Below are 19,424 nucleotides of genomic sequence, written 5' to 3'. Positions count from 1 at the left end.
CCGGTTAATGATCGGTATTACGTGAACCTTTGGAGGTGCTTTATTCAGATGTCATCAGTTGTAGTAGTCGGTACACAATGGGGAGACGAAGGTAAAGGTAAAATAACAGATTTTCTATCCCAGAATGCGGAAGCCATCGCTCGTTATCAAGGTGGGAATAATGCAGGGCATACAATTAAATTTAACGGCGTTACCTATAAACTGCATTTAATTCCGTCAGGGATTTTTTATAGTGATAAGATTTGTGTCATTGGAAACGGTATGGTAGTTGATCCAAAAGCTCTTGTAGAGGAGCTTGCTTATTTACATAGCCATGGGGTGAGTACGGATAATCTTCGTATCTCGAATCGTGCACATGTCATTCTTCCTTACCATATCAAATTGGATGAAGTCGAAGAAGACCGTAAAGGCGCCAACAAAATTGGAACGACTAAAAAGGGAATCGGCCCTGCATATATGGACAAAGCTGCTCGTAACGGAATCCGCATGGCAGACCTTTTGGACCGTGAAATTTTCGAGGAAAAATTGTCTCAAAATCTTGTCGAAAAAAACCGTATGTTCGAACGCTTCTATGAAACGGAAGGTTTCAAAATCGAAGATATCTTGGAAGAATACTATGAGTACGGACAACAAGTGCAGAAATATGTTTGTGATACATCCGTTGTATTGAATGACGCACTTGATGAAGGAAAACGGGTATTATTCGAAGGGGCACAAGGTGTCATGCTTGATATCGATCAAGGAACATACCCATTCGTCACTTCTTCCAACCCGGTTGCAGGTGGAGTTACAATCGGTTCGGGTGTAGGTCCTACGAAGATCAACCATGTGGTTGGAGTATGTAAAGCATACACAAGCCGTGTGGGCGATGGTCCTTTCCCTACAGAATTGCATGATGAAGTCGGTAACCAAATCCGGGAAATTGGCCGTGAATATGGTACAACTACAGGCAGACCGCGCCGTGTAGGCTGGTTTGACGCTGTTGTCGTTCGCCATGCTCGCCGTGTCAGCGGGATTACCGATTTATCATTGAACTCGATTGACGTATTATCAGGTCTTGATACGGTCAAAATTTGTGTGGCCTATGAATACAAAGGCGAAATCATTCATGAGGTACCAGCGACTTTGAAAGCGATTGGTGAATGTAAACCAGTCTATGAAGAGCTGCCAGGCTGGTCAGAAGACATCACAGGCTGCAAATCATTGGATGAGCTTCCAGAGAACGCTCGCCACTATGTAGAGCGCGTATCTCAATTGGTAGGCATTCCTTTGACCACTTTCTCTGTCGGTCCTGACCGTAACCAAACAAATGTCGTGAGAAGCCCTTGGCGTCTAGCGTAATTCATGAAAAAGGAGCTGGCTTTTTTTGCCGGCTCTTCTTTCATTTTTAAGATCGATGCATTATGTCACGTTCGGAGGTCCGGGATACCGAGTGAATGTGGATGAAAACTATAGGGAAAATAAAAAAAATAAGAAAAAAATAATTTTATTTCTAAAAACTATTGCCTAAACTATAAGAACCATGATATTATCAAAAGCGTCGTCACAATAGAACAAGCCATTAACAAGCTGCAGATGGTAAGTTAACATCCAGCAAAGAAACATTTCATTAGAACGAGCCATTAGCTCAGTTGGTAGAGCATCTGACTTTTAATCAGAGGGTCGAAGGTTCGAATCCTTCATGGCTCACCATTTTTTTCGGCCCATTGGTCAAGCGGTTAAGACACCGCCCTTTCACGGCGGTAACACGGGTTCGAATCCCGTATGGGTCACTTCTTTATATATATGCTTTACTGGTCCCGTGGTGTAGCGGTTAACATGCCTGCCTGTCACGCAGGAGATCGCGGGTTCGATTCCCGTCGGGACCGCCATTTTATTTTTATTCTAAAATAGAATATTTGGCTCAGTAGCTCAGTCGGTAGAGCAAAGGACTGAAAATCCTTGTGTCGGCGGTTCGATTCCGTCCTGAGCCATCCTTGTATAAACGCCTTTCCTTTAGGGCGTTTTTTTGTTATGTGCCCAGAGGATTCTGAATGAAATCTTGTAATAGATTGTTAACGTTTTGTAACATACCATTTTCGGCCAATTCGGGATATAACCCTCTTTTACCCTTGCTGGGCTTAGGCCCACTCCTTTTTCCGCAGTTTATTGAACTGTCCCCATTACCATATCTATTGGTACAAGTTGTCACCATTTATACAGTTCTATTACATTATGAAGTCGGTTTCTTGTTTTTTTTCTTAATATGGTAGAGTTATGAGTGATAAAAATCATTATAGAAATCAGTCATAAGTATCAGGATATTTAAATTGGACTAATAAATCTCAAATAAATTTGATTAGTTTCTTAATTGGTGACTGAGCCGTTAAGGAGGAAAATATATGTTTAGCTCAAAAGGAAAGGGAATCATCCTGTTGATGGTTTCCGTCATTTTGGTGCTTGCGGGCAATCGGGTAACTGCTGCTGGGATACCGGAAACTACAACCATACAGCATGTTTATCTTAATGATGAGTTCGTAGGCAGTGTGACGGATGAAACGGAAATCGAAAACATCGTAGCCGATAAGGTAGAAGAAGCACAGGAAGATTATCCTGACTTTACATTCGATAAGGAGACACAGCTGAAGTTCGTACCTGAAGAGGTATTCGATGAGGATGTTAAAGAGGATCAGGCTGTTAAGGGAATTCAGGATCAGTTGAATGTGAAGGCCGAGGCGTATGAAATCGACATAGATAACCAGGCGGTCGCTTATGTTGCGTCAAAGGAAGATGCAGAGGACGTTCTGGAGAAAATCACTTTATTATATGTAAATGAAGAGGAATACGCTGAATACGAATCAGGTAAAAAAGAAAGTGAAAAAGATGCCGATTCGTTAAAAGAGCCAGGAAGCAGAATTCTGGACATCGAATTTTCACTTCCCGTTACGTTTAAAGAGACAATGGTATATCCAGACGAAATCAAGAGTGTCGATAAAACCCTTTCCATGATAGAAGAAGGAAAGGAAGAAACGACGATCTATGAGGCTAAGGAAGAAGAAGATCTTGAAGCCATTGCCACTAGCCATGATATGGACCTGGATCAACTGCTGGAGCTGAATCCGGGACAGGGTGAGGATAAAGGTGTTAAAGAGGGCGAGCGTCTCTATGTGACCCAGCGTACCCCCTATGTGAACGTAATGGTAGAAAGAGAAGTATTAAAGGAAGAGAGAATTCCTTTTGAAAAGGAAGTGAAGGAGGATGACGAACTTCCAAAGGGCGAACTCATTACTGAACAAATGGGGAATGAGGGGATTCTTGCGTTCACCTATAATGTATCTGAAACAAATGGAAAGAAAATCAGTGAATCGATCGTAAAAAAAGAAGTCACGGAAGAAGCTAAAACGGAAATCACCAGAAAAGGCACCAAGGTCATACCTTCACAGGGCAGCGGTACATATTCATGGCCTGCAGATGGGGGCTATATTTCCAGTAAGCAGGGCCAGCGCTGGGGGAAACTTCATAAAGGTATCGATATTGCACGGCCAGCCACCAGGACCATAAAGGCAGCAGATCATGGGATAATCGAAACTGCCGGGAATTCCGGAGGATATGGAAATAAGATAACGATCAATCATAATAATGGGTATAAGACAGTGTATGCCCATTTGGATTCAATAGATGTAATAGCGGGACAAAAGATTGAAAAAGGCATGAAAATTGGCATGATGGGTTCAACAGGTCACTCGACCGGTGTCCACCTCCATTTTGAAATATATAAAAACGGGTCTCTCGTTAATCCGCTAAACTATATAAGTCAGTAATCGCTGGAAGTCTTCGAAAATTATTCGAAGACTTCTTCTGCTTCATTAATAGATGAGAATAATAGGAAAAAGGTGATTTAATGCCTATAAAATGATAAAGTAGAATAGAGACAATTTGCTTTCATTCCGGTGTTCAGCCCCTTTTATTGGGTATATATATGTAACTTTGCTGAAACTAGGTTGCGAAGCTTTGTGCAAGCAGAAGGAAAAGTGAATAAGGTCCCGGATAAGGACACGGTTTTTAATAGATTCAGTTCAGTTATTAAAAAGGAGATAAGTACATGGATAAAAAGATTCTGGTAGTGGATGACGAAAAGCCAATTGCTGATATATTACAATTCAATCTAAAAAAAGAAGGCTACGAGGTTTTTTGTGCTTATGATGGCAATGAAGCCCTCAAAATGGTGGAAGAACGGCAACCTGATTTGATTTTACTTGATATCATGCTGCCGCAGCGCGATGGGATGGAAGTATGCAGGGAAGTAAGGAAGAAGTATGAAACCCCGATCATCATGCTAACGGCAAAAGACTCGGAGATAGATAAGGTGTTAGGATTGGAGCTTGGTGCAGATGACTATGTGACAAAGCCATTTAGTACCCGGGAAATAATTGCCCGCGTTAAGGCGAACCTTAGACGTCAGCAAGCTGTTCCGGTTCCCGATCAAGAAAATGAACCGAAGGAAATTACGATAGGCACGCTCACTATCCATCCGGATGCCTATGTGGTATCCAAGCGTGGCGATACGATAGAATTGACGCATCGTGAATTTGAGTTGCTTCATTACTTAGCGAAGCACATCGGTCAGGTCATGACAAGGGAGCACTTATTACAAACCGTGTGGGGCTATGATTATTTTGGTGATGTGCGGACGGTCGATGTAACGGTCAGACGTCTTCGTGAGAAGATTGAAGACAATCCAAGCCATCCTGGCTGGATTGTAACTAGAAGAGGGGTCGGTTATTACCTGCGTAACCCTGAACAGGAGTAGTTTCTATGAAAAAGGTTGGTTTTTTCCGCTCAATTCATTTTAAATTTGTTCTGATTTATGTATTGCTCATTTTCGTGGCGATGCAAATAATCGGGGTATATTTTGTTGGGGAATTGGAAGAAAATCTTGTCGGGAACTTTACGAAATCAATAAAAGGTCACGTTAACCTGCTTACCTACAGTATTGGTGAAGAAATGGAAAAAGAGAGGGGAGAGGAAGATCCAACCCTCGAAGAAGCGATTGATGCGATATTGAAAGACCGGGATAATTCATCGAATGATATTTCGGAAGTACGTGTCATTGACACCCGCAGCAGACGCGTGATCGGAACTTCAGCCCCAGGTAACCAGGATATTGTAGGGAAGAAGACGACAGAGGTCCTCATTAAGAATACGCTCACTTTTGGAAAAGAAGATAGTGATGTATTTCGCGATAAGAAAACAGGCAGGCGGCTCTGGGTCCTTTCGACACCCGTTGAAGCAAATGGGGAGGTCATTGGCGCCGTCTATGTAATAGCCGAGATGGAGAATGTCTTTGAGCAGATGGATGAAATCAATAGCATCTTCATGACGGGTACGGCCATCGCTTTGGTCATTACGGCCATCTTGGGGATCCTGCTCGCACGAACGATCACCAGACCCATGTCTGATATGAGAAAACAGGCCCTGGTGATGGCAAAAGGGAATTTTTCCAGAAAAGTCAGGGTATATGGCGATGATGAAATTGGCCAGCTTGCCGTCACTTTCAATAATTTGACCAAAAAACTCCAAGAGTCGCAATCAAGCACAGAAGGAGAGCGGCGTAAGCTTTCATCTGTCCTTGCCAATATGACGGATGGCGTAATTTCAACGGACAGGCGCGGTCGGGTGAACTTGATTAATGAACCGGCGGCACAATTATTGAATGTTTCGAGTGAAACCGTCATGAACCAACCGATCATTGAGGTTTTGGGTCTTGAAGAAGAATATAAATTTGAGGATTTACTGGAAGAGCGAGAGTCCATTATCCTTGATTACAGCAAAAAAAATCGGCCTTTCATTTTGAGGGGGAATTTTTCGGTCATTCAAAAGGAAACGGGATTCGTTAATGGTTTGATCACTGTTTTGCATGATATAACAGAGCAGGAAAAAATCGAGAGTGAACGCAGGGAATTCGTTGCCAATGTATCACATGAACTGCGAACTCCGCTAACGACGATGAGAAGTTACCTGGAGGCATTGGCTGAAGGTGCATGGAAGGACGAGGAAATCGCTCCATCGTTTTTAAGTGTGACCCAAAATGAAACGGAGCGAATGATCAGGCTTGTTAATGATCTGTTACAGCTTTCGAAAATGGACAGTAAAGATTACAGGCTTAAAACCGGCTGGGTGAATTTTAATAAATTCTACGACCACATCATCGATCGTTTTGAAATGTCGAAAAATGATGACATCACGTTTAAGCGTGATTTGCCGAAGGAAGCTTATTTTGTGGATATTGATGAAGATAAAATCACCCAAGTTCTCTATAATGTAATCTCCAACTCATTAAAGTACTCACCTGAAGGGGGTCAAGTGACTTTCCGCGTCAGGGCATCTGATGGCTTTATCATTGTGAGCATTACAGATCAAGGCGTGGGTATCCCGAAAAACGTCATTGATAAAATATTCGACCGCTTCTACCGTGTGGATAAAGCAAGGGCCCGTAACTTAGGCGGGACAGGGCTTGGTTTAGCGATTGCAAAAGAGATGGTCGTGGCGCATGGCGGGAAAATATGGGCGGAAAGTGTGGATGGAAAAGGAACTACCGTGTTCTTTACACTTCCTTACGAACAGGAAGAAGAGGATGATTGGTCATGAATTTTGAACGTGCAAAAAGTATCATACTGATTATTTTGGTTGGGACAAGCATATTTTTGACATGGAGCATTTGGACGTACGAGCCTGAGTATGATCCATTTGAACAATCGTCGGAATTTATAAAGATTAAAAGCGATGTCCAGATTGTCAGTGATGTCATTAAACCAGTCAGTATCCTTTTCCATGGCAATGGGCAGCATTTCCAGAGTTCCAGCCCGGCAGAAATCAATGAAATGGAAAATGAATTTTTACAATGGCGTTTCAGAGGTTTAAAAGAGGTATCCGTAAAAAGGCTGCAAAGGAAATTTGACGATTTTGTCCATGAAGATGGGTCGATTGAAATCGTATTCTCCGATGATATCCCCATCTCTCTTTATAAAACGGTATTGAATATAAGGGATAAGGAAGTGCCTGAATTTTCGTTTGATCGAATCATCATTAAACAAAAGGATATCAGCGGTAATGAATCTGCCGTTTATTTTGTTTCCTACGATCAAGAGGAGATTTATCAAGGTTTGGTCGATTCTAAAAAGCTAAGGAATTTCATGGATTCATTTTATAGGGGTTCCTATGATAAGCATCCTGAATACATTGCCGAAACGATAAACAGCAAAAGGACGCTGTTCGTCCCGGAAAACCCAGTGGAAATCAACAAACTTGAATATTATATTGACTATTTGGATATTGGAAACTTGAAAAATGCGTTATTTAGTTTTCCGAAGTTCGTTCGCCAGGAATCGGTTTCGGTCGGTGAGGAATATACGGATGGAACAAGACTTATGACGGTCAATAAAGAGAATTACTTAATTTCTTATATCAATCCGGCACAAAAGAGAAAGTTATTTGACAGTTCCAGTGACCTTTTGCAAAAAAGCATCGATTTCATCAATGATCATGCCGGTTGGGAAAATAACAATTACCGCTTTGCCTATATGTCGGAGAATGAACAACGAGTGGTATTCCGCTTATTCGTAAATGGTTATCCGACCTTCAATGAATCTGGAATGACAGAAATCGAGCAAATTTGGGGGAAAGAAGAAATTTATAGCTATGACCGCCCATACTTTTCACTTGACTCAGTCCTCCCGTCAGAAGGATCGCCAAAGACTTTACAAAGCGGCAAAGAAGTAATTAATCAGCTGAAATCGAAAGATAATATCGATTTCAAAAGCGTGGAGGACATCTCGATTGGCTATAAACTGAATAAATCCCTGGATTCCAAACTTGTAACTCTAGTTACACTCGAGCCCACTTGGTATTATTGTATCGGCGATAAATGGTTTATTGTGCCTTTTGATGAAGATACGGGAGGCGATCAAAGTGGATTGGAATAATACAAAGTCGATTTTCATCATGGTTTTCTTCGTTTTGAATATTTTTCTTCTTTATCAATTCCTGGAAAAGATTAATGACTCCCAATATGAAAGTTTCACGGAGTCATCAACGGAAGAACTGTTGAAAGAAGATGAGATTTCAATAGAAACCCCACTTCCGAAACAAAAGTCGGATCAATTCCTGATTGCCCAAAGCAAGACTTTCGAGAAGAAAGATATACAGTACCTGAAAAATCAAAAAGCAAAAATCATCGATGATAAGAAGCTTGTGGGTACATTTAAGATACCGGTTGGCATGAAAGCGGAAATTAATGCTGCAGACCTTGATATATTCCTGAAGGAGTATATATTAAAAGGAAATGAGTATCATTTTTGGAGCTATGATGAAATAAGCCAGACCATCACCTGCTATCAAGTGGCAGATAAAAAGATGTTTTATAATAATAGTAAAGGGAAGGTCACTTTATATCTGAACAAGAAGGGTGAAATCGTTTCCTATGAACAGATGTATTTAGAGGGGATCAAAAAATTCAATAAACCTAAAGTATTGACATCTGCTTTAAATGCTATCGGAGCATTGTATCAGAATGGTGATATTGATCCCAAAAGCGACGTCACGAATGTAAAATTGGGGTATTACAATTCGCTGCAGACGACATCTGTGTCACATTTACTTGTGCCAACATGGTGGGTGGTCATTGATGACGAAACGGATCTCTTCGTGAATGCTTTTGATGGAGAGGTCATTGAATTGAATACAGAAGAAAAAATACTGGAGTGAGTATAGATGACAATGCATTTTAGTGTTCTCGCAAGCGGGAGTACAGGAAATGCCTTTTTCGTGGAAACGGAGGATCAATCATTCCTCGTCGATGCCGGCTTAAGCGGTAAAGCCCTGGAAGCATTGTTTCAGGATATAGGCCGTGATATGTCGAAGCTATCCGGTATCCTTGTTACCCATGAACACAGCGACCATATTAAAGGTCTTGGCGTGGTTGCCAGAAAACATAAACTCCCGATATATGCGAATGCAAAAACATGGAATGCCATGGAGCGAACGATCGGTGAAATTGCAACCGAACAAAAATTCACATTTGAAATGGAACAGGTCAAAACGTTCGGCAGCCTTGATATAGAATCTTTCGGCGTTTCACATGATGCGGCAGAGCCAATGTTTTACGTCTTTCATCATGAAGATAAGAAACTTGTGGTCATTACCGATACAGGGTACGTAAGCGATCGGATGAAAGGAATCATCTCAAATGCCGATGCTTATGTATTCGAAAGTAACCATGATGTGTCCATGCTGAGGATGGGGAAATATCCATGGAGCATCAAGCGCCGGATTTTAAGTGATGTCGGACATGTTTGTAATGAAGACGCTGCCCTTGCAATGAGCGAAGTGGCCGGTGATAAGACCAAGCGGATTTACTTGGCCCACTTAAGCCTTGATAACAATATGAAGGATCTAGCAAGAATGTCGGTGGAACAGACGTTAAAGACAAAGGGGATCATCGTGGGTGAACAATTTTCCTTATATGATACTGATCCGAAAAGACCAACGGAACTTGTTACATTATAAATGAAAGGAATGGATAAGGGATACCTTGTTCATTCCTTTTTTTATTTTTAAAAATTTCGATTCGTAAGTTACGAATCGGATTAAAAGGGGTATCGTTTGGTTAGAACTGTATAGGTAAAAGGAAAATGGCTGATACTAGTCAATTTTATGTTGCCCCTTAAATTAAATTAAGCATGCATTTTTTTAGAAAAAATTCGGTAATTGAGTATAATTGAGGGAGGATACCAAACAATAGAATTGCTATAATACATTCCTAAAATGAGAGGATGAGGCGGTCTTGGGTTATTATGATCAGAATGATGAGAACCAAAATAAACGAAAAAAAAGCCATACGAGCTATTTTCTAGCAGGCTTGGGGGGCGCCATCATCGGGGCCTTACTTATTTTATTAGCCTTTCCGGGAAGCGGACTGTTAAATAACGATGAAAACGAAATAACAACGGAAAAATCAACGGAGAGAAAGACCACGGAGCAGTCCCAGCAAAACCTTACTCTTGATGTAACAAGTGCCGTCACCAATGCCGTTGATAAAGCCAGCGACGCAGTGGTCGGCATCACTAACATTCAGGAAACGAACTTCTGGGGTCCAGGGAGCAACGCCGAGGACAGTTCGGCAGAAGCCGGCACAGGATCTGGAGTCGTCTACAAGAAAGATGGGGGCAAGGCCTATATCGTCACGAATAATCACGTCATTGAAGGAGCTAATGAACTTGAAGTGACATTAAGTGATGGCACTAAATTGCCAGCTGAACTACAAGGCAGTGACCCATGGACAGATTTAGCCGTCATTGTCGTTAATGGTGAAAAAATCAAAACCATAGCTGAATTCGGAAACTCCGGCAAATTGAAACCTGGTGAGCCCGTCATTGCCATTGGTAATCCATTAGGCCTTCAATTCTCCGGGTCGATCACACAAGGGATCATCTCCGGTTTGGAGCGCACGATAGAAGTGGATATCAATGAGGACGGACAAGTGGATTGGAATGCAGAGGTCATCCAGACCGATGCGGCGATTAATCCAGGTAACAGCGGAGGGGCACTCGTTAATATGTCAGGGCAGGTCATCGGAATAAATTCGATGAAGATTGCAGAAAATGCAGTGGAAGGAATCGGTCTTTCCATTCCGATCGATTCAGTGATCCCGATTATTAATGATATAGAGGAATTTGGTGAAGTGAAACGTGCTTTCTTGGGTGTTAACCTGGCATCTGTAGAAGAAATTTCCCAATATCATCAACAAAATACATTAAAGCTGCCAAGGAAAGTTACTTCTGGCGTTGCGATAACAGGCGTTCAAAGCAATTCTCCAGCATCCAAAGCAGGATTGAAGGAATTTGACGTCGTAGTTGGAATGGATAACGAAAAAATCCATGATGTCGTGGAATTAAGAAAATACCTTTACAATGAAAAACAAGTCGGTGATAAAGTAAAAATCATTTATTACCGTGACGGAAAGAAAGAAACAACGGAAGTCACGCTTTCAAGCAGCGAAATTTAAAGCACAAAAGGACAGGGGGCAGAAAATGCCTCCTGTCCTTTCTATTTCCTTGCGCTTTTCTTATTTTTTGTTACGATTACCTGTGGATATATACTGAAATTAAAGATCTCAAGTGACTTGTGGATAATTGGGAATGGAAGTACTGGGAATAATGAATGGGAAAGGAGATATGAAAGATGAAATTATATTGCTGTCAGGAACATGTGGACATGGCGCTGGATGAAGTGGTATACGAATGTGAAACCTATCCTGTTTTAACGCTTGTTCCCGAAGAAAATCAGTTATCAACAACCTGTGAATATTGTCGAAACGTGGCAATATATCTAGTAGGGAACTAATATTCCCATACAAGATGTGGATAGATTTTGTGGATATGTGGATAACTTTTGTGGATAACATGTTTGTAACCTGTTCTTAACCTGTTCTTAACATTTTCCGAAGATTAAAGCGGCGGGTGGAATGGTTTAGATCCAAGCATTTGGTAGTACGAATAATCAAGATAATTGTTCGGATTGGAACTAAGTCCAGCCGAATTCTTCAATAATGAAAGTTACCGTTGCCGCTTTCAGGGGCAGCGGTTTTTATTATAAAAGCATTAAAAATTGGAAAGGATATGCTTGTTTTGCTTATAGGTCACTGTAAGGTATGATAATAGGTAGGCAAATCCAACAATTGATAGTAAAAACATAATGAAAGCTAGAGGATATATATGAAAATAACGATTATTACTGTTGGCAAGCTAAAGGAAAAATACTTAAAGCAAGGAATTGCTGAATATACAAAAAGGTTAAGCGCCTATGCTAATATAGAACTTGTGGAAGTACCGGATGAAAAGGCTCCGGAGAACCTGAGTACAGCGGACATGGACATTGTAAAGCAAAAGGAGGGTGAACGAATCCTGGCCAAAGTCAGCCCGGACACCTACGTAATAACGCTTGAGATCAATGGAAAACAGCTTACTTCAGAACAGCTGGCCACTCATATGGATCAGCTCGCCACCTATGGAAAGAGCAAAATTGCCTTTATTATTGGCGGGTCGCTTGGACTTGGCACAGAGGTGTTATCAAGAAGCGATTATGCCCTTTCCTTCTCGAAAATGACCTTTCCGCATCAATTAATGAAATTGGTTCTTGTGGAGCAAATATATCGGGCTTTTCGGATAAATAGAAATGAACCATATCATAAATGATAGAGACTGATTCCGGGGGAGTTCCCCTTAATGTAATGGGTTAAAGTATTAAATCTTACTGTAATGAAAAGAGGGTAACGAATGAATAAAGCGTCCATTTATGGTTTAACATTCGAACAATTGACAGCGTGGCTTTCGGACCATGGCCATAAAAAATTCAGAGCTTCCCAAGTCTGGGAGTGGCTTTATAGAACACGTGTGACGAGTTTCTCTGAAATGACGGATGTTAATAAAGAGTGCATAAAATTACTTGAAGAGCACTTTGTCATCCAGACTTTGACTGAGCACGTAAAGCAAGAAGCAGCGGATGGTACGATCAAGTTTCTGTTTAAATTACAGGATGGCAACCTTATCGAAACGGTTATGATGAGACATAAATACGGAATTTCGGTCTGTGTCACCACCCAAGTGGGCTGTAATATTGGCTGCAGTTTCTGTGCCAGTGGATTATTGGCCAAAAGCCGTGATTTATCCAGCGGGGAGATAGTGGAACAAATCATGAACGTTCAACTGCATCTGGATAAATTGGAACAAGGTGAGGTTGTAAGCCATGTTGTTGTAATGGGCATTGGCGAACCTTTCGATAACTTTGAAAATATGTTAGACTTTTTGAAAGTGCTTATGGACCATAAGGGTCTTGCTATCGCGGGCAGGCGCATTACTGTTTCGACAAGCGGCCTTGCCCATAAGATCTATGAATTCACCGATACTCAATTACAGGTGAATCTGGCCATCTCATTGCATGCGCCGAATAATGAGCTCAGGACACAAATCATGAAGATAAACCGAGGCATCCCCATAGAAAAATTGATGAAATCTCTTGATTATTATTTAGAGAAAACGAATAGGAGAATTACGATCGAATATATCCTATTGAAAGATGTCAATGACCATCAAGAAGAAGCCGAGCAACTTGCCGATCTACTTGATGACAAAAAACATCGTCTCTATGTCAACCTGATCCCATATAATCCAGTAGATGAGCATAGCCAATACCAAAGAAGTGATAAAGAGTCCGTTCTCTCGTTTTATGATACGCTGAAAAAGAGAGGCATCAATTGTAAAATCCGCCAAGAACATGGAACGGATATTGATGCGGCTTGCGGTCAGCTTAGAAGTAAACAAATCAAAAAAGCCGAAGCTAAGTAAATTCATTAAGAAAAAACAAAAAGAGGACGCATATTTTGCGGCCTCTTTTTTGTATGATTTCATTATTTAGCTATTTCCTTTACCGAGGCGACTTCATACGTTGTAAGCTCGCTGCCTAGAATTGGAGATTCTTTTTTTGCTTCGCCGGAACCTGATTCAGGCCGTTTATGTGCAGCTTTGAATGCATCGCTATTTCTCCAAGCCGTAAAGTTATCAAGGTTTTCCCAGTACATATTAACGCTCAGTTCATCGTGATCCGTCAAATTCTGCGTTAATAATACTTCAACTTTTACGAAGCCTTCCATCGTATCAAGTGGTCCTGGTGCAGTAAATCCTGGGGCCATGACTGCACCCATCCCTTTTTTGACTCTGATTCTATTCGTTACGATTATCATAAATGAGTCCTCCTTTTGTCCATCGGTTTGGAATATACGCCCTTTATTTCCGCAATTTCATACATATTTTAGCATATTGGAAGAAGCAGGGTCCATTTTGATTAACTTCAATCATGGGGCCCTGAAGACATTGTTTCAATGAAGACGGACGTTTCATTATATAGAAATAGAACAATTGAATTTGGATATTACAAGGTTTATCGATGCATATCGCGTATAATAGAACTCTGTATAAGGAAATTACGATTATGGGAACAATAAAGCAACATACTAAACAACAAAAGAGGCTGTTATATGAATGAATTGAATTTTACTGATTATACATTAAGCGATGAAATTGTTAGGGCATTAGAAAGCTTGGGATATCAACGTCCAACCGAAGTACAGCGTGAAGTGATTCCAGTGGCGCTGAAAAAGCGGGATCTTGTCGTTAAATCGCAAACAGGAAGCGGCAAGACCGCTTCATTCGGCATACCGATCTGCGAAATGGTCGATTGGGAAGAGAATAAGCCTCAGGCGCTTATTTTAACACCGACACGTGAGCTCGCCGTGCAGGTAAAAGAGGATATTACGAATATTGGCAGATTTAAGAGGATAAAGGCTACTGCCGTTTATGGAAAGCATCCATTCGCACTGCAAAAAGCGGAATTGAAACAAAAAAGCCATGTAGTCGTCGGAACCCCGGGGCGTGTTCTGGATCATATCGAGAAAGGGACATTCGCCTTGGAACGCTTAACTCATTTAGTTATTGATGAAGCGGATGAAATGCTGAATATGGGCTTCATCGAACAAGTAGAAGCCATTATTAAGGAGCTTCCGAAAGATAGAGTAACCATGCTGTTCTCTGCCACATTACCTGAGAGTATAAAAAAACTATGCAAGCAATATATGAAAGATCCTTTGGATATTGAAATCAAAGCAAAGGGTTTAACGACGGAGAAAATTGAACATGCCCTTATAGAAGTGAAAGAAGATGATAAGTTTTCCCTGCTTAGAGACGTAACCATCACGGAAAACCCCGATAGCTGCATCATTTTTTGCCGGACGAAAGATAGGGTGGATCAAGTATGTGAACAGCTGCTGGAACTGGAATATCCGTGTGATATGATTCACGGCGGCATGCTTCAGGAGGATCGCCTTGCAGTGATGAATGAATTCAGAAGAGGTGAATTCCGCTATTTGGTTGCAACAGATGTTGCTGCCCGTGGAATTGACATCGACAATATAACCCATGTAATTAACTATGACCTGCCATTGGAAAAGGAAAGTTACGTACATCGAACGGGAAGAACGGGCCGTGCCGGTAAAAAAGGAAAAGCCATTACTTTTGTGACGCCGTACGAAGACAAATTCCTTACCGAGATCCAAGAATATATCGGTTTTGAAATCCCTAAGATGACTGCTCCATCTAAAGAGGAAGTTTCCGATAAAAAAATGGAATTCGAAGCCAAACTGGAAGCCCGTCCAAAAATCAAAAAAGATAAAAGTGAACAATTGAATAAACAAATCATGAAGCTGTATTTTAATGGCGGCAAGAAAAAGAAACTCAGGGCCGTGGATTTTGTCGGAACCATCGCAAAGATTGATGGAGTGAATGCCGAGGACATCGGGATCATTACGATCCAGGATAATGTTTCTTATGTGGAAATATTGAATGAAAAGGGACCGCTTGTCTTGAAAGTGATGAAAAATACGAAAGTGAAAGGCAAGCTTTTGAAGGTTTCAGAGGCCTTTAAGAACTAAAGATGTCGAATGAAAGAAGCGGGAAGACCGAAAATCGGTCTTCCCGCTTCTTTTTTATATGACTTGGGACAGGAACTTTTCGACCCATACACAGATGATTCGACCCAACTAGGGAAAATTCGACCTATTCACAGATGATCCGTCCTCACTGAAATAGTAGATTTTTTGTTTATGAGGAGGTTAAGATTCTTTCTCCAAATTCTGTTTAACCGTCAAAACAGAGTGGTATATGAGGAAGGATAATGCAATTATTTCGAAACAATAAATACATCTGTTTGTAGAAAAAAGGGATTTATCCAATTTTAAAACAAAGTTGATTGGAACGTAAGGTGCGGGACTCCTGCGGGAAAAGCGAGTCCAGGGGAGAGCCCGCAGGCGCAAAGGCGCCGAGGAGGCACACGGACCGCCCGCGGAAAGCGAGTGCCTGAAGTGGAAGTCAACGATCCTGTAGACAATAAACAACACAATTTAATCTGAATTCTTAGACATGGAGGGATTGAGTGGGATGACGAAAGCAAATGAAAGCGGAAGAATCGATGAGCAAAGTAAGCAGCGGCAGCTGGATCAATATCGAGTGGACGATAATGGGAAAAAGATGACGACTAACCAGGGTTTGCGAGTTTCTGAGGATGAGCATTCTTTGAAAGCGGGAACCCGTGGTCCAACTTTGATGGAGGATTTTCATTTTCGTGAAAAAATGACTCATTTTGACCATGAGCGTATTCCTGAGCGGATTGTCCATGCGCGTGGATCAGGGGCACATGGATATTTTCAGGTATATGAACCGATGACCGAATATACAAAAGCCAAGTTTCTTCAAGACCCTTCAGTGAAGACACCAGTATTCGTTCGTTACTCCACTGTGGCGGGTTCCCGCGGGTCGGCAGACTCAGTCCGAGATGTAAGGGGATTTTCCACAAAGTTTTATACGGAGGAAGGAAACTATGATTTGGTCGGAAATAATATTCCGGTATTTTTTATCCAGGATGCCATTAAGTTCCCTGATTTAATTCATGCGGTTAAACCGGAGCCTCATAACGAAATACCTCAGGCGGCATCTGCCCATGATACGTTTTGGGATTTCGTCGCCAACAATGAAGAAACGGCACATATGGTCATGTGGCACCTATCTGATAGGGCCATACCTAGAAGCTTCCGGATGATGGAAGGGTTTGGTGTCCATACATTCCGTTTTGTAAATGAACAAGGCGTGGCCCACTTCGTTAAATTCCATTGGAAGCCTGTACTGGGAGTAAAATCCCTTGTCTGGGATGAGGCACAGAAAATTGCAGGGAAGAATCCCGATTTTCACCGCCAAGATCTATGGGAAGCGATAGATACCGGGAATTATCCTGAATTTGAATTTGGCGTCCAAATGATTAAGGAGGAAGATGAATTCAAATTCGACTTTGATATCCTTGATCCTACTAAACTATGGCCGGAAGAACAAATCCCGGTTAAAATAATCGGAAAAATGGTTTTGAACCAAAATACGGATAACTTTTTTGCAGAGACGGAACAGATAGCTTTCCATCCGGGGCATGTTGTACCGGGTATTGATTTTTCAAATGATCCGCTGCTTCAGGGACGTTTATTCTCATACACCGATACCCAGCTATCCAGATTGGGAGGACCGAACTTCCATGAGCTACCGATTAATAGGACGGTTGCCCCCGTTCATAATAATCAGCGCGATGGCATGCACCGGATGTCAATAAATCCAGGGCCGGTCAGCTACCACAAAAATTCCCTTGCAGGCAACTCTCCTGAACCTGCTGCGGAAGGGGAAGGCGGCTATGCACATTATCAGGAGAAGGTCGATGGCAGGAAGGTCCGGCAGCGCAGTGAAAGCTTCAAGGATCATTACAGCCAGGCTAAACTATTTTGGAATAGCATGACGGAAGTGGAGAAGGAGCATATTATTCAGGCTTTCCACTTTGAAGTGGGAAAAGTGAAAAGTAAGGATGTTCAGCAGCAAATTGTCGAGATGTTCAGCAATGTGGATGTTGAACTGGCCAAAACGATCGCCATGGGAGTGGGCGTGAATCCTCCAGCCAACAAAAGTGAGGTTCAAATGGACTTGGCTTCTCCGGCTTTAAGCCAGGAGCAAATGAAAGTGAACACGGCCGCAACAAGAAAAGTGGCTATCTTGGCTGCAGATGGTTTCAACGGTTCAGAGGTTAATCAAGTCTTGGAATCATTTAAATCGGCAGGTATAACGGCTGAATTCATCAGTCATAATCGTGGAGTGGTTACAAGTTCTGAAGGGCAGCAGGTCGAGGTGAACCAGACATTCCTGACAGCCGATTCGGTACTTTTCGATGCTGTATATGTGGCAGGGGGGCAGGGGAGTGTCGATGCTTTAATGGCATCCAAGGAACCCATTTACTTTGTTGATGAAGCCTACAATCATTTCAAAGCGATTGGTGTGGGAAAAGAAGGGGCCGAGATCTTATCGAAGGCAGGCATCATTTCCAATGATCCAGCTTCAGGCATTGTAGCTGTTACGGATAAAAATAGCGGTTCTGCCTTTATCGAGGCAATTGCCAAGCACCGTCACTGGAAACGCGCTTAATATCTATTGAAAACCCCCAGACTTGAAGTCTGGGGGTTTATTCAATAGATATTTCGTATCAAGCTATATTGCTTTTTCTTCAAAAAGTGATGCAATGCCAACGATCACCTTAGTGGCCAATATCATATTATCAACGGAAATAAATTCATATTTTCCATGAAAGTTCTCCCCGCCCGTAAAGATGTTGGGTGTTGGCAGGCCCATATACGATAATTGAGATCCGTCCGTACCACCGCGTATTGGCGAGATTTGCGGTTTTATATCAAGTTTTTCCATTGCTTCATGGGCGATATCCACGATTTCCTTCACGGGCTCAATTTTTTCCTTCATGTTGAAGTATTGGTCGTGTAATTCGAGCTGGATTCGGTTTTGCCCATATTTTTCTTTTAAATCCTCGATTACTTTTGTTATATATTCCTTGCGTTCATTGAATTTTTGGCGGTCGAAATCCCTGATGATGTAAGAAAGTTTGGTCTCTTCCACATCACCATGAAAGGAAAGCAGATGATAAAAGCCTTCGTAACCCTCCGTATATTCCGGTGCTTCTGCCGCTGGGAGCCCATTATGGAATTCCATGGCGATTTTTGCTGAATTTACCATTTTTCCTTTAGCCGTTCCAGGATGAATATTCGTCCCTTTGATCAGGATTTTGGCCGATGCTGCATTGAAGCTCTCATATTCAAGTTCTCCAAGCGGGCCACCGTCCACGGTGTAGGCAAATTGGGCATCAAAGGCATCTACATCAAACTTATGGGGTCCCCTGCCGATTTCCTCATCGGGAGTAAAGGCAACACGGATTTTTCCATGCTTGATTTCCGGATGCTGGATCAAATAATCCATGGCAGTCATGATTTCGGCAATTCCAGCCTTATTATCTGCACCCAACAGGGTTGTCCCATCCGTTGTAATCAAGGTATGCCCTATATAGTTCTTAAGCGAAGGAAAATCATCAGGTGAAAGAATGACATCCAATTTTTCATGTAAAGTAAGATCTTTACCATCATAGTTGTCAACGATTTGCGGTTTTACATCTTTTCCGGTGAAATCCGTTGCTGTATCGACATGGGCCAAGAAACCGATTGTCGGGACATCCTTATTTGAATTGGCTGGCAAGGTTGCCATGACATAGCCGTTCTGATCCATTGTCACTTCCTTCATCCCAATGGATTGAAGTTCCTTGACCAATGCATTTGCCAATGTCAGCTGTCCGGGTGTAGAGGGGCATGAGGGATTTTCCTCATTTGATTGGGTATCCACTTTCACATAAGAAGTGAATCTTTCAATGATTTCATTTTTCACTTTTCCTTCAACTCCTTTCTCCCTTATCTTACC

Annotated in this window: 15 protein-coding genes and 4 tRNA genes; 17 read left to right on the top strand and 2 right to left on the bottom strand. The window is 41.9% G+C overall.

What is annotated here, in order from left to right; translation table 11 throughout:
- Window positions 1–48: 48 nt before the first annotated feature.
- The 15 genes from MHB45_RS24420 (at window position 49) to rlmN (ending at window position 13,379) form a co-directional block, all read left to right on the top strand.
- Complete coding sequence (locus MHB45_RS24420) at window positions 49–1,341, top strand: adenylosuccinate synthase (protein ID WP_034316136.1); 1,293 nt, start codon at window positions 49–51, stop codon at window positions 1,339–1,341.
- 275 nt (window positions 1,342–1,616) lie between these two features.
- Window positions 1,617–1,692 (top strand) — tRNA-Lys (locus MHB45_RS24415).
- Between the two features lie 8 nt (window positions 1,693–1,700).
- A tRNA-Glu gene (locus MHB45_RS24410) sits at window positions 1,701–1,772 on the top strand.
- 23 nt (window positions 1,773–1,795) lie between these two features.
- Window positions 1,796–1,871, top strand: a tRNA-Asp gene (locus MHB45_RS24405).
- 29 nt (window positions 1,872–1,900) lie between these two features.
- A tRNA-Phe gene (locus MHB45_RS24400) sits at window positions 1,901–1,973 on the top strand.
- Window positions 1,974–2,381: 408 nt separating this feature from the next.
- Window positions 2,382–3,800, top strand: coding sequence for a peptidoglycan DD-metalloendopeptidase family protein (locus MHB45_RS24395; RefSeq protein WP_072272174.1), 1,419 nt, complete (start codon window positions 2,382–2,384; stop codon window positions 3,798–3,800).
- Between the two features lie 281 nt (window positions 3,801–4,081).
- The gene (gene yycF / locus MHB45_RS24390) at window positions 4,082–4,789 is read left to right on the top strand and encodes a response regulator YycF (protein ID WP_034316131.1); all 708 of its coding nucleotides are present in this window, start codon (window positions 4,082–4,084) and stop codon (window positions 4,787–4,789) included.
- A 5-nt stretch (window positions 4,790–4,794) separates the two neighbouring features.
- Window positions 4,795–6,627, top strand: coding sequence for a cell wall metabolism sensor histidine kinase WalK (gene walK, locus MHB45_RS24385; RefSeq protein WP_048685611.1), 1,833 nt, complete (start codon window positions 4,795–4,797; stop codon window positions 6,625–6,627).
- Complete coding sequence (locus tag MHB45_RS24380; protein ID WP_340908130.1) at window positions 6,624–7,961, top strand: YycH family regulatory protein; 1,338 nt, start codon at window positions 6,624–6,626, stop codon at window positions 7,959–7,961. The genes walK and MHB45_RS24380 overlap by 4 nt, the downstream gene beginning before the upstream one ends.
- Entirely contained in the window at window positions 7,948–8,742 is a 795-nt protein-coding gene (locus MHB45_RS24375) for a two-component system regulatory protein YycI (RefSeq protein ID WP_048685613.1), read from the top strand. The genes MHB45_RS24380 and MHB45_RS24375 overlap by 14 nt, the downstream gene beginning before the upstream one ends.
- A gap of 6 nt (window positions 8,743–8,748) precedes the next feature.
- Window positions 8,749–9,543: an MBL fold metallo-hydrolase gene (locus tag MHB45_RS24370; protein ID WP_340908129.1), complete on the top strand. Its 795-nt coding sequence runs from the start codon at window positions 8,749–8,751 to the stop codon at window positions 9,541–9,543.
- Between the two features lie 277 nt (window positions 9,544–9,820).
- A complete protein-coding gene (locus MHB45_RS24365) occupies window positions 9,821–11,041 on the top strand; it encodes a S1C family serine protease (RefSeq protein WP_340908128.1) in 1,221 nt (406 codons plus the stop codon).
- Window positions 11,042–11,217: 176 nt separating this feature from the next.
- Window positions 11,218–11,379 (top strand): CxxH/CxxC protein, encoded by a 162-nt coding sequence (locus MHB45_RS24360; protein WP_065310847.1) that lies wholly within the window; start codon window positions 11,218–11,220, stop codon window positions 11,377–11,379.
- Between the two features lie 371 nt (window positions 11,380–11,750).
- On the top strand, window positions 11,751–12,230 hold the full coding sequence (gene rlmH / locus MHB45_RS24355; RefSeq protein WP_034316119.1) for a 23S rRNA (pseudouridine(1915)-N(3))-methyltransferase RlmH: 480 nt from the start codon (window positions 11,751–11,753) through the stop codon (window positions 12,228–12,230).
- A gap of 81 nt (window positions 12,231–12,311) precedes the next feature.
- Window positions 12,312–13,379, top strand: coding sequence for a 23S rRNA (adenine(2503)-C(2))-methyltransferase RlmN (gene rlmN / locus MHB45_RS24350; RefSeq protein ID WP_340908127.1), 1,068 nt, complete (start codon window positions 12,312–12,314; stop codon window positions 13,377–13,379).
- A 62-nt stretch (window positions 13,380–13,441) separates the two neighbouring features.
- On the opposite strand, the gene MHB45_RS24345 is transcribed toward rlmN, so the two are convergent.
- The gene (locus tag MHB45_RS24345) at window positions 13,442–13,774 is read right to left on the bottom strand and encodes a heme oxygenase (RefSeq protein WP_048685616.1); all 333 of its coding nucleotides are present in this window, start codon (window positions 13,772–13,774) and stop codon (window positions 13,442–13,444) included.
- Between the two features lie 294 nt (window positions 13,775–14,068).
- Between MHB45_RS24345 and MHB45_RS24340 the strand changes: the two genes are divergently transcribed.
- A complete protein-coding gene (locus tag MHB45_RS24340; RefSeq protein ID WP_340908126.1) occupies window positions 14,069–15,517 on the top strand; it encodes a DEAD/DEAH box helicase in 1,449 nt (482 codons plus the stop codon).
- A 505-nt stretch (window positions 15,518–16,022) separates the two neighbouring features.
- The gene (locus MHB45_RS24335; protein ID WP_048685619.1) at window positions 16,023–18,092 is read left to right on the top strand and encodes a catalase; all 2,070 of its coding nucleotides are present in this window, start codon (window positions 16,023–16,025) and stop codon (window positions 18,090–18,092) included.
- 63 nt (window positions 18,093–18,155) lie between these two features.
- Here the strand turns inward: MHB45_RS24335 and pepT are convergent, their stop codons facing one another.
- The gene (gene pepT / locus MHB45_RS24330; protein WP_340908125.1) at window positions 18,156–19,391 is read right to left on the bottom strand and encodes a peptidase T; all 1,236 of its coding nucleotides are present in this window, start codon (window positions 19,389–19,391) and stop codon (window positions 18,156–18,158) included.
- Between the last annotated feature and the right edge of the window lie 33 nt (window positions 19,392–19,424).

The organism is Peribacillus sp. FSL K6-5616 (assembly GCF_038008245.1).
Taxonomy (GTDB): domain Bacteria; phylum Bacillota; class Bacilli; order Bacillales; family DSM-1321; genus Peribacillus; species Peribacillus frigoritolerans.
Note: the sequence above shows the minus strand (reverse complement) of the source record. Positions and strands in the feature narration are given on the sequence as shown.

Coding starts and splice junctions, on each gene's coding strand:
- MHB45_RS24420 (WP_034316136.1), top strand. CDS start 49: ATGTCATCAGTTGTAGTAGTCGGTACACAATGGGGAGACGAAGGTAAA.
- MHB45_RS24395 (WP_072272174.1), top strand. CDS start 2,382: ATGTTTAGCTCAAAAGGAAAGGGAATCATCCTGTTGATGGTTTCCGTC.
- yycF (WP_034316131.1), top strand. CDS start 4,082: ATGGATAAAAAGATTCTGGTAGTGGATGACGAAAAGCCAATTGCTGAT.
- walK (WP_048685611.1), top strand. CDS start 4,795: ATGAAAAAGGTTGGTTTTTTCCGCTCAATTCATTTTAAATTTGTTCTG.
- MHB45_RS24380 (WP_340908130.1), top strand. CDS start 6,624: ATGAATTTTGAACGTGCAAAAAGTATCATACTGATTATTTTGGTTGGG.
- MHB45_RS24370 (WP_340908129.1), top strand. CDS start 8,749: ATGACAATGCATTTTAGTGTTCTCGCAAGCGGGAGTACAGGAAATGCC.
- MHB45_RS24360 (WP_065310847.1), top strand. CDS start 11,218: ATGAAATTATATTGCTGTCAGGAACATGTGGACATGGCGCTGGATGAA.
- rlmH (WP_034316119.1), top strand. CDS start 11,751: ATGAAAATAACGATTATTACTGTTGGCAAGCTAAAGGAAAAATACTTA.
- rlmN (WP_340908127.1), top strand. CDS start 12,312: ATGAATAAAGCGTCCATTTATGGTTTAACATTCGAACAATTGACAGCG.
- MHB45_RS24345 (WP_048685616.1), bottom strand. CDS start 13,774: ATGATAATCGTAACGAATAGAATCAGAGTCAAAAAAGGGATGGGTGCA.
- MHB45_RS24340 (WP_340908126.1), top strand. CDS start 14,069: ATGAATGAATTGAATTTTACTGATTATACATTAAGCGATGAAATTGTT.
- MHB45_RS24335 (WP_048685619.1), top strand. CDS start 16,023: ATGACGAAAGCAAATGAAAGCGGAAGAATCGATGAGCAAAGTAAGCAG.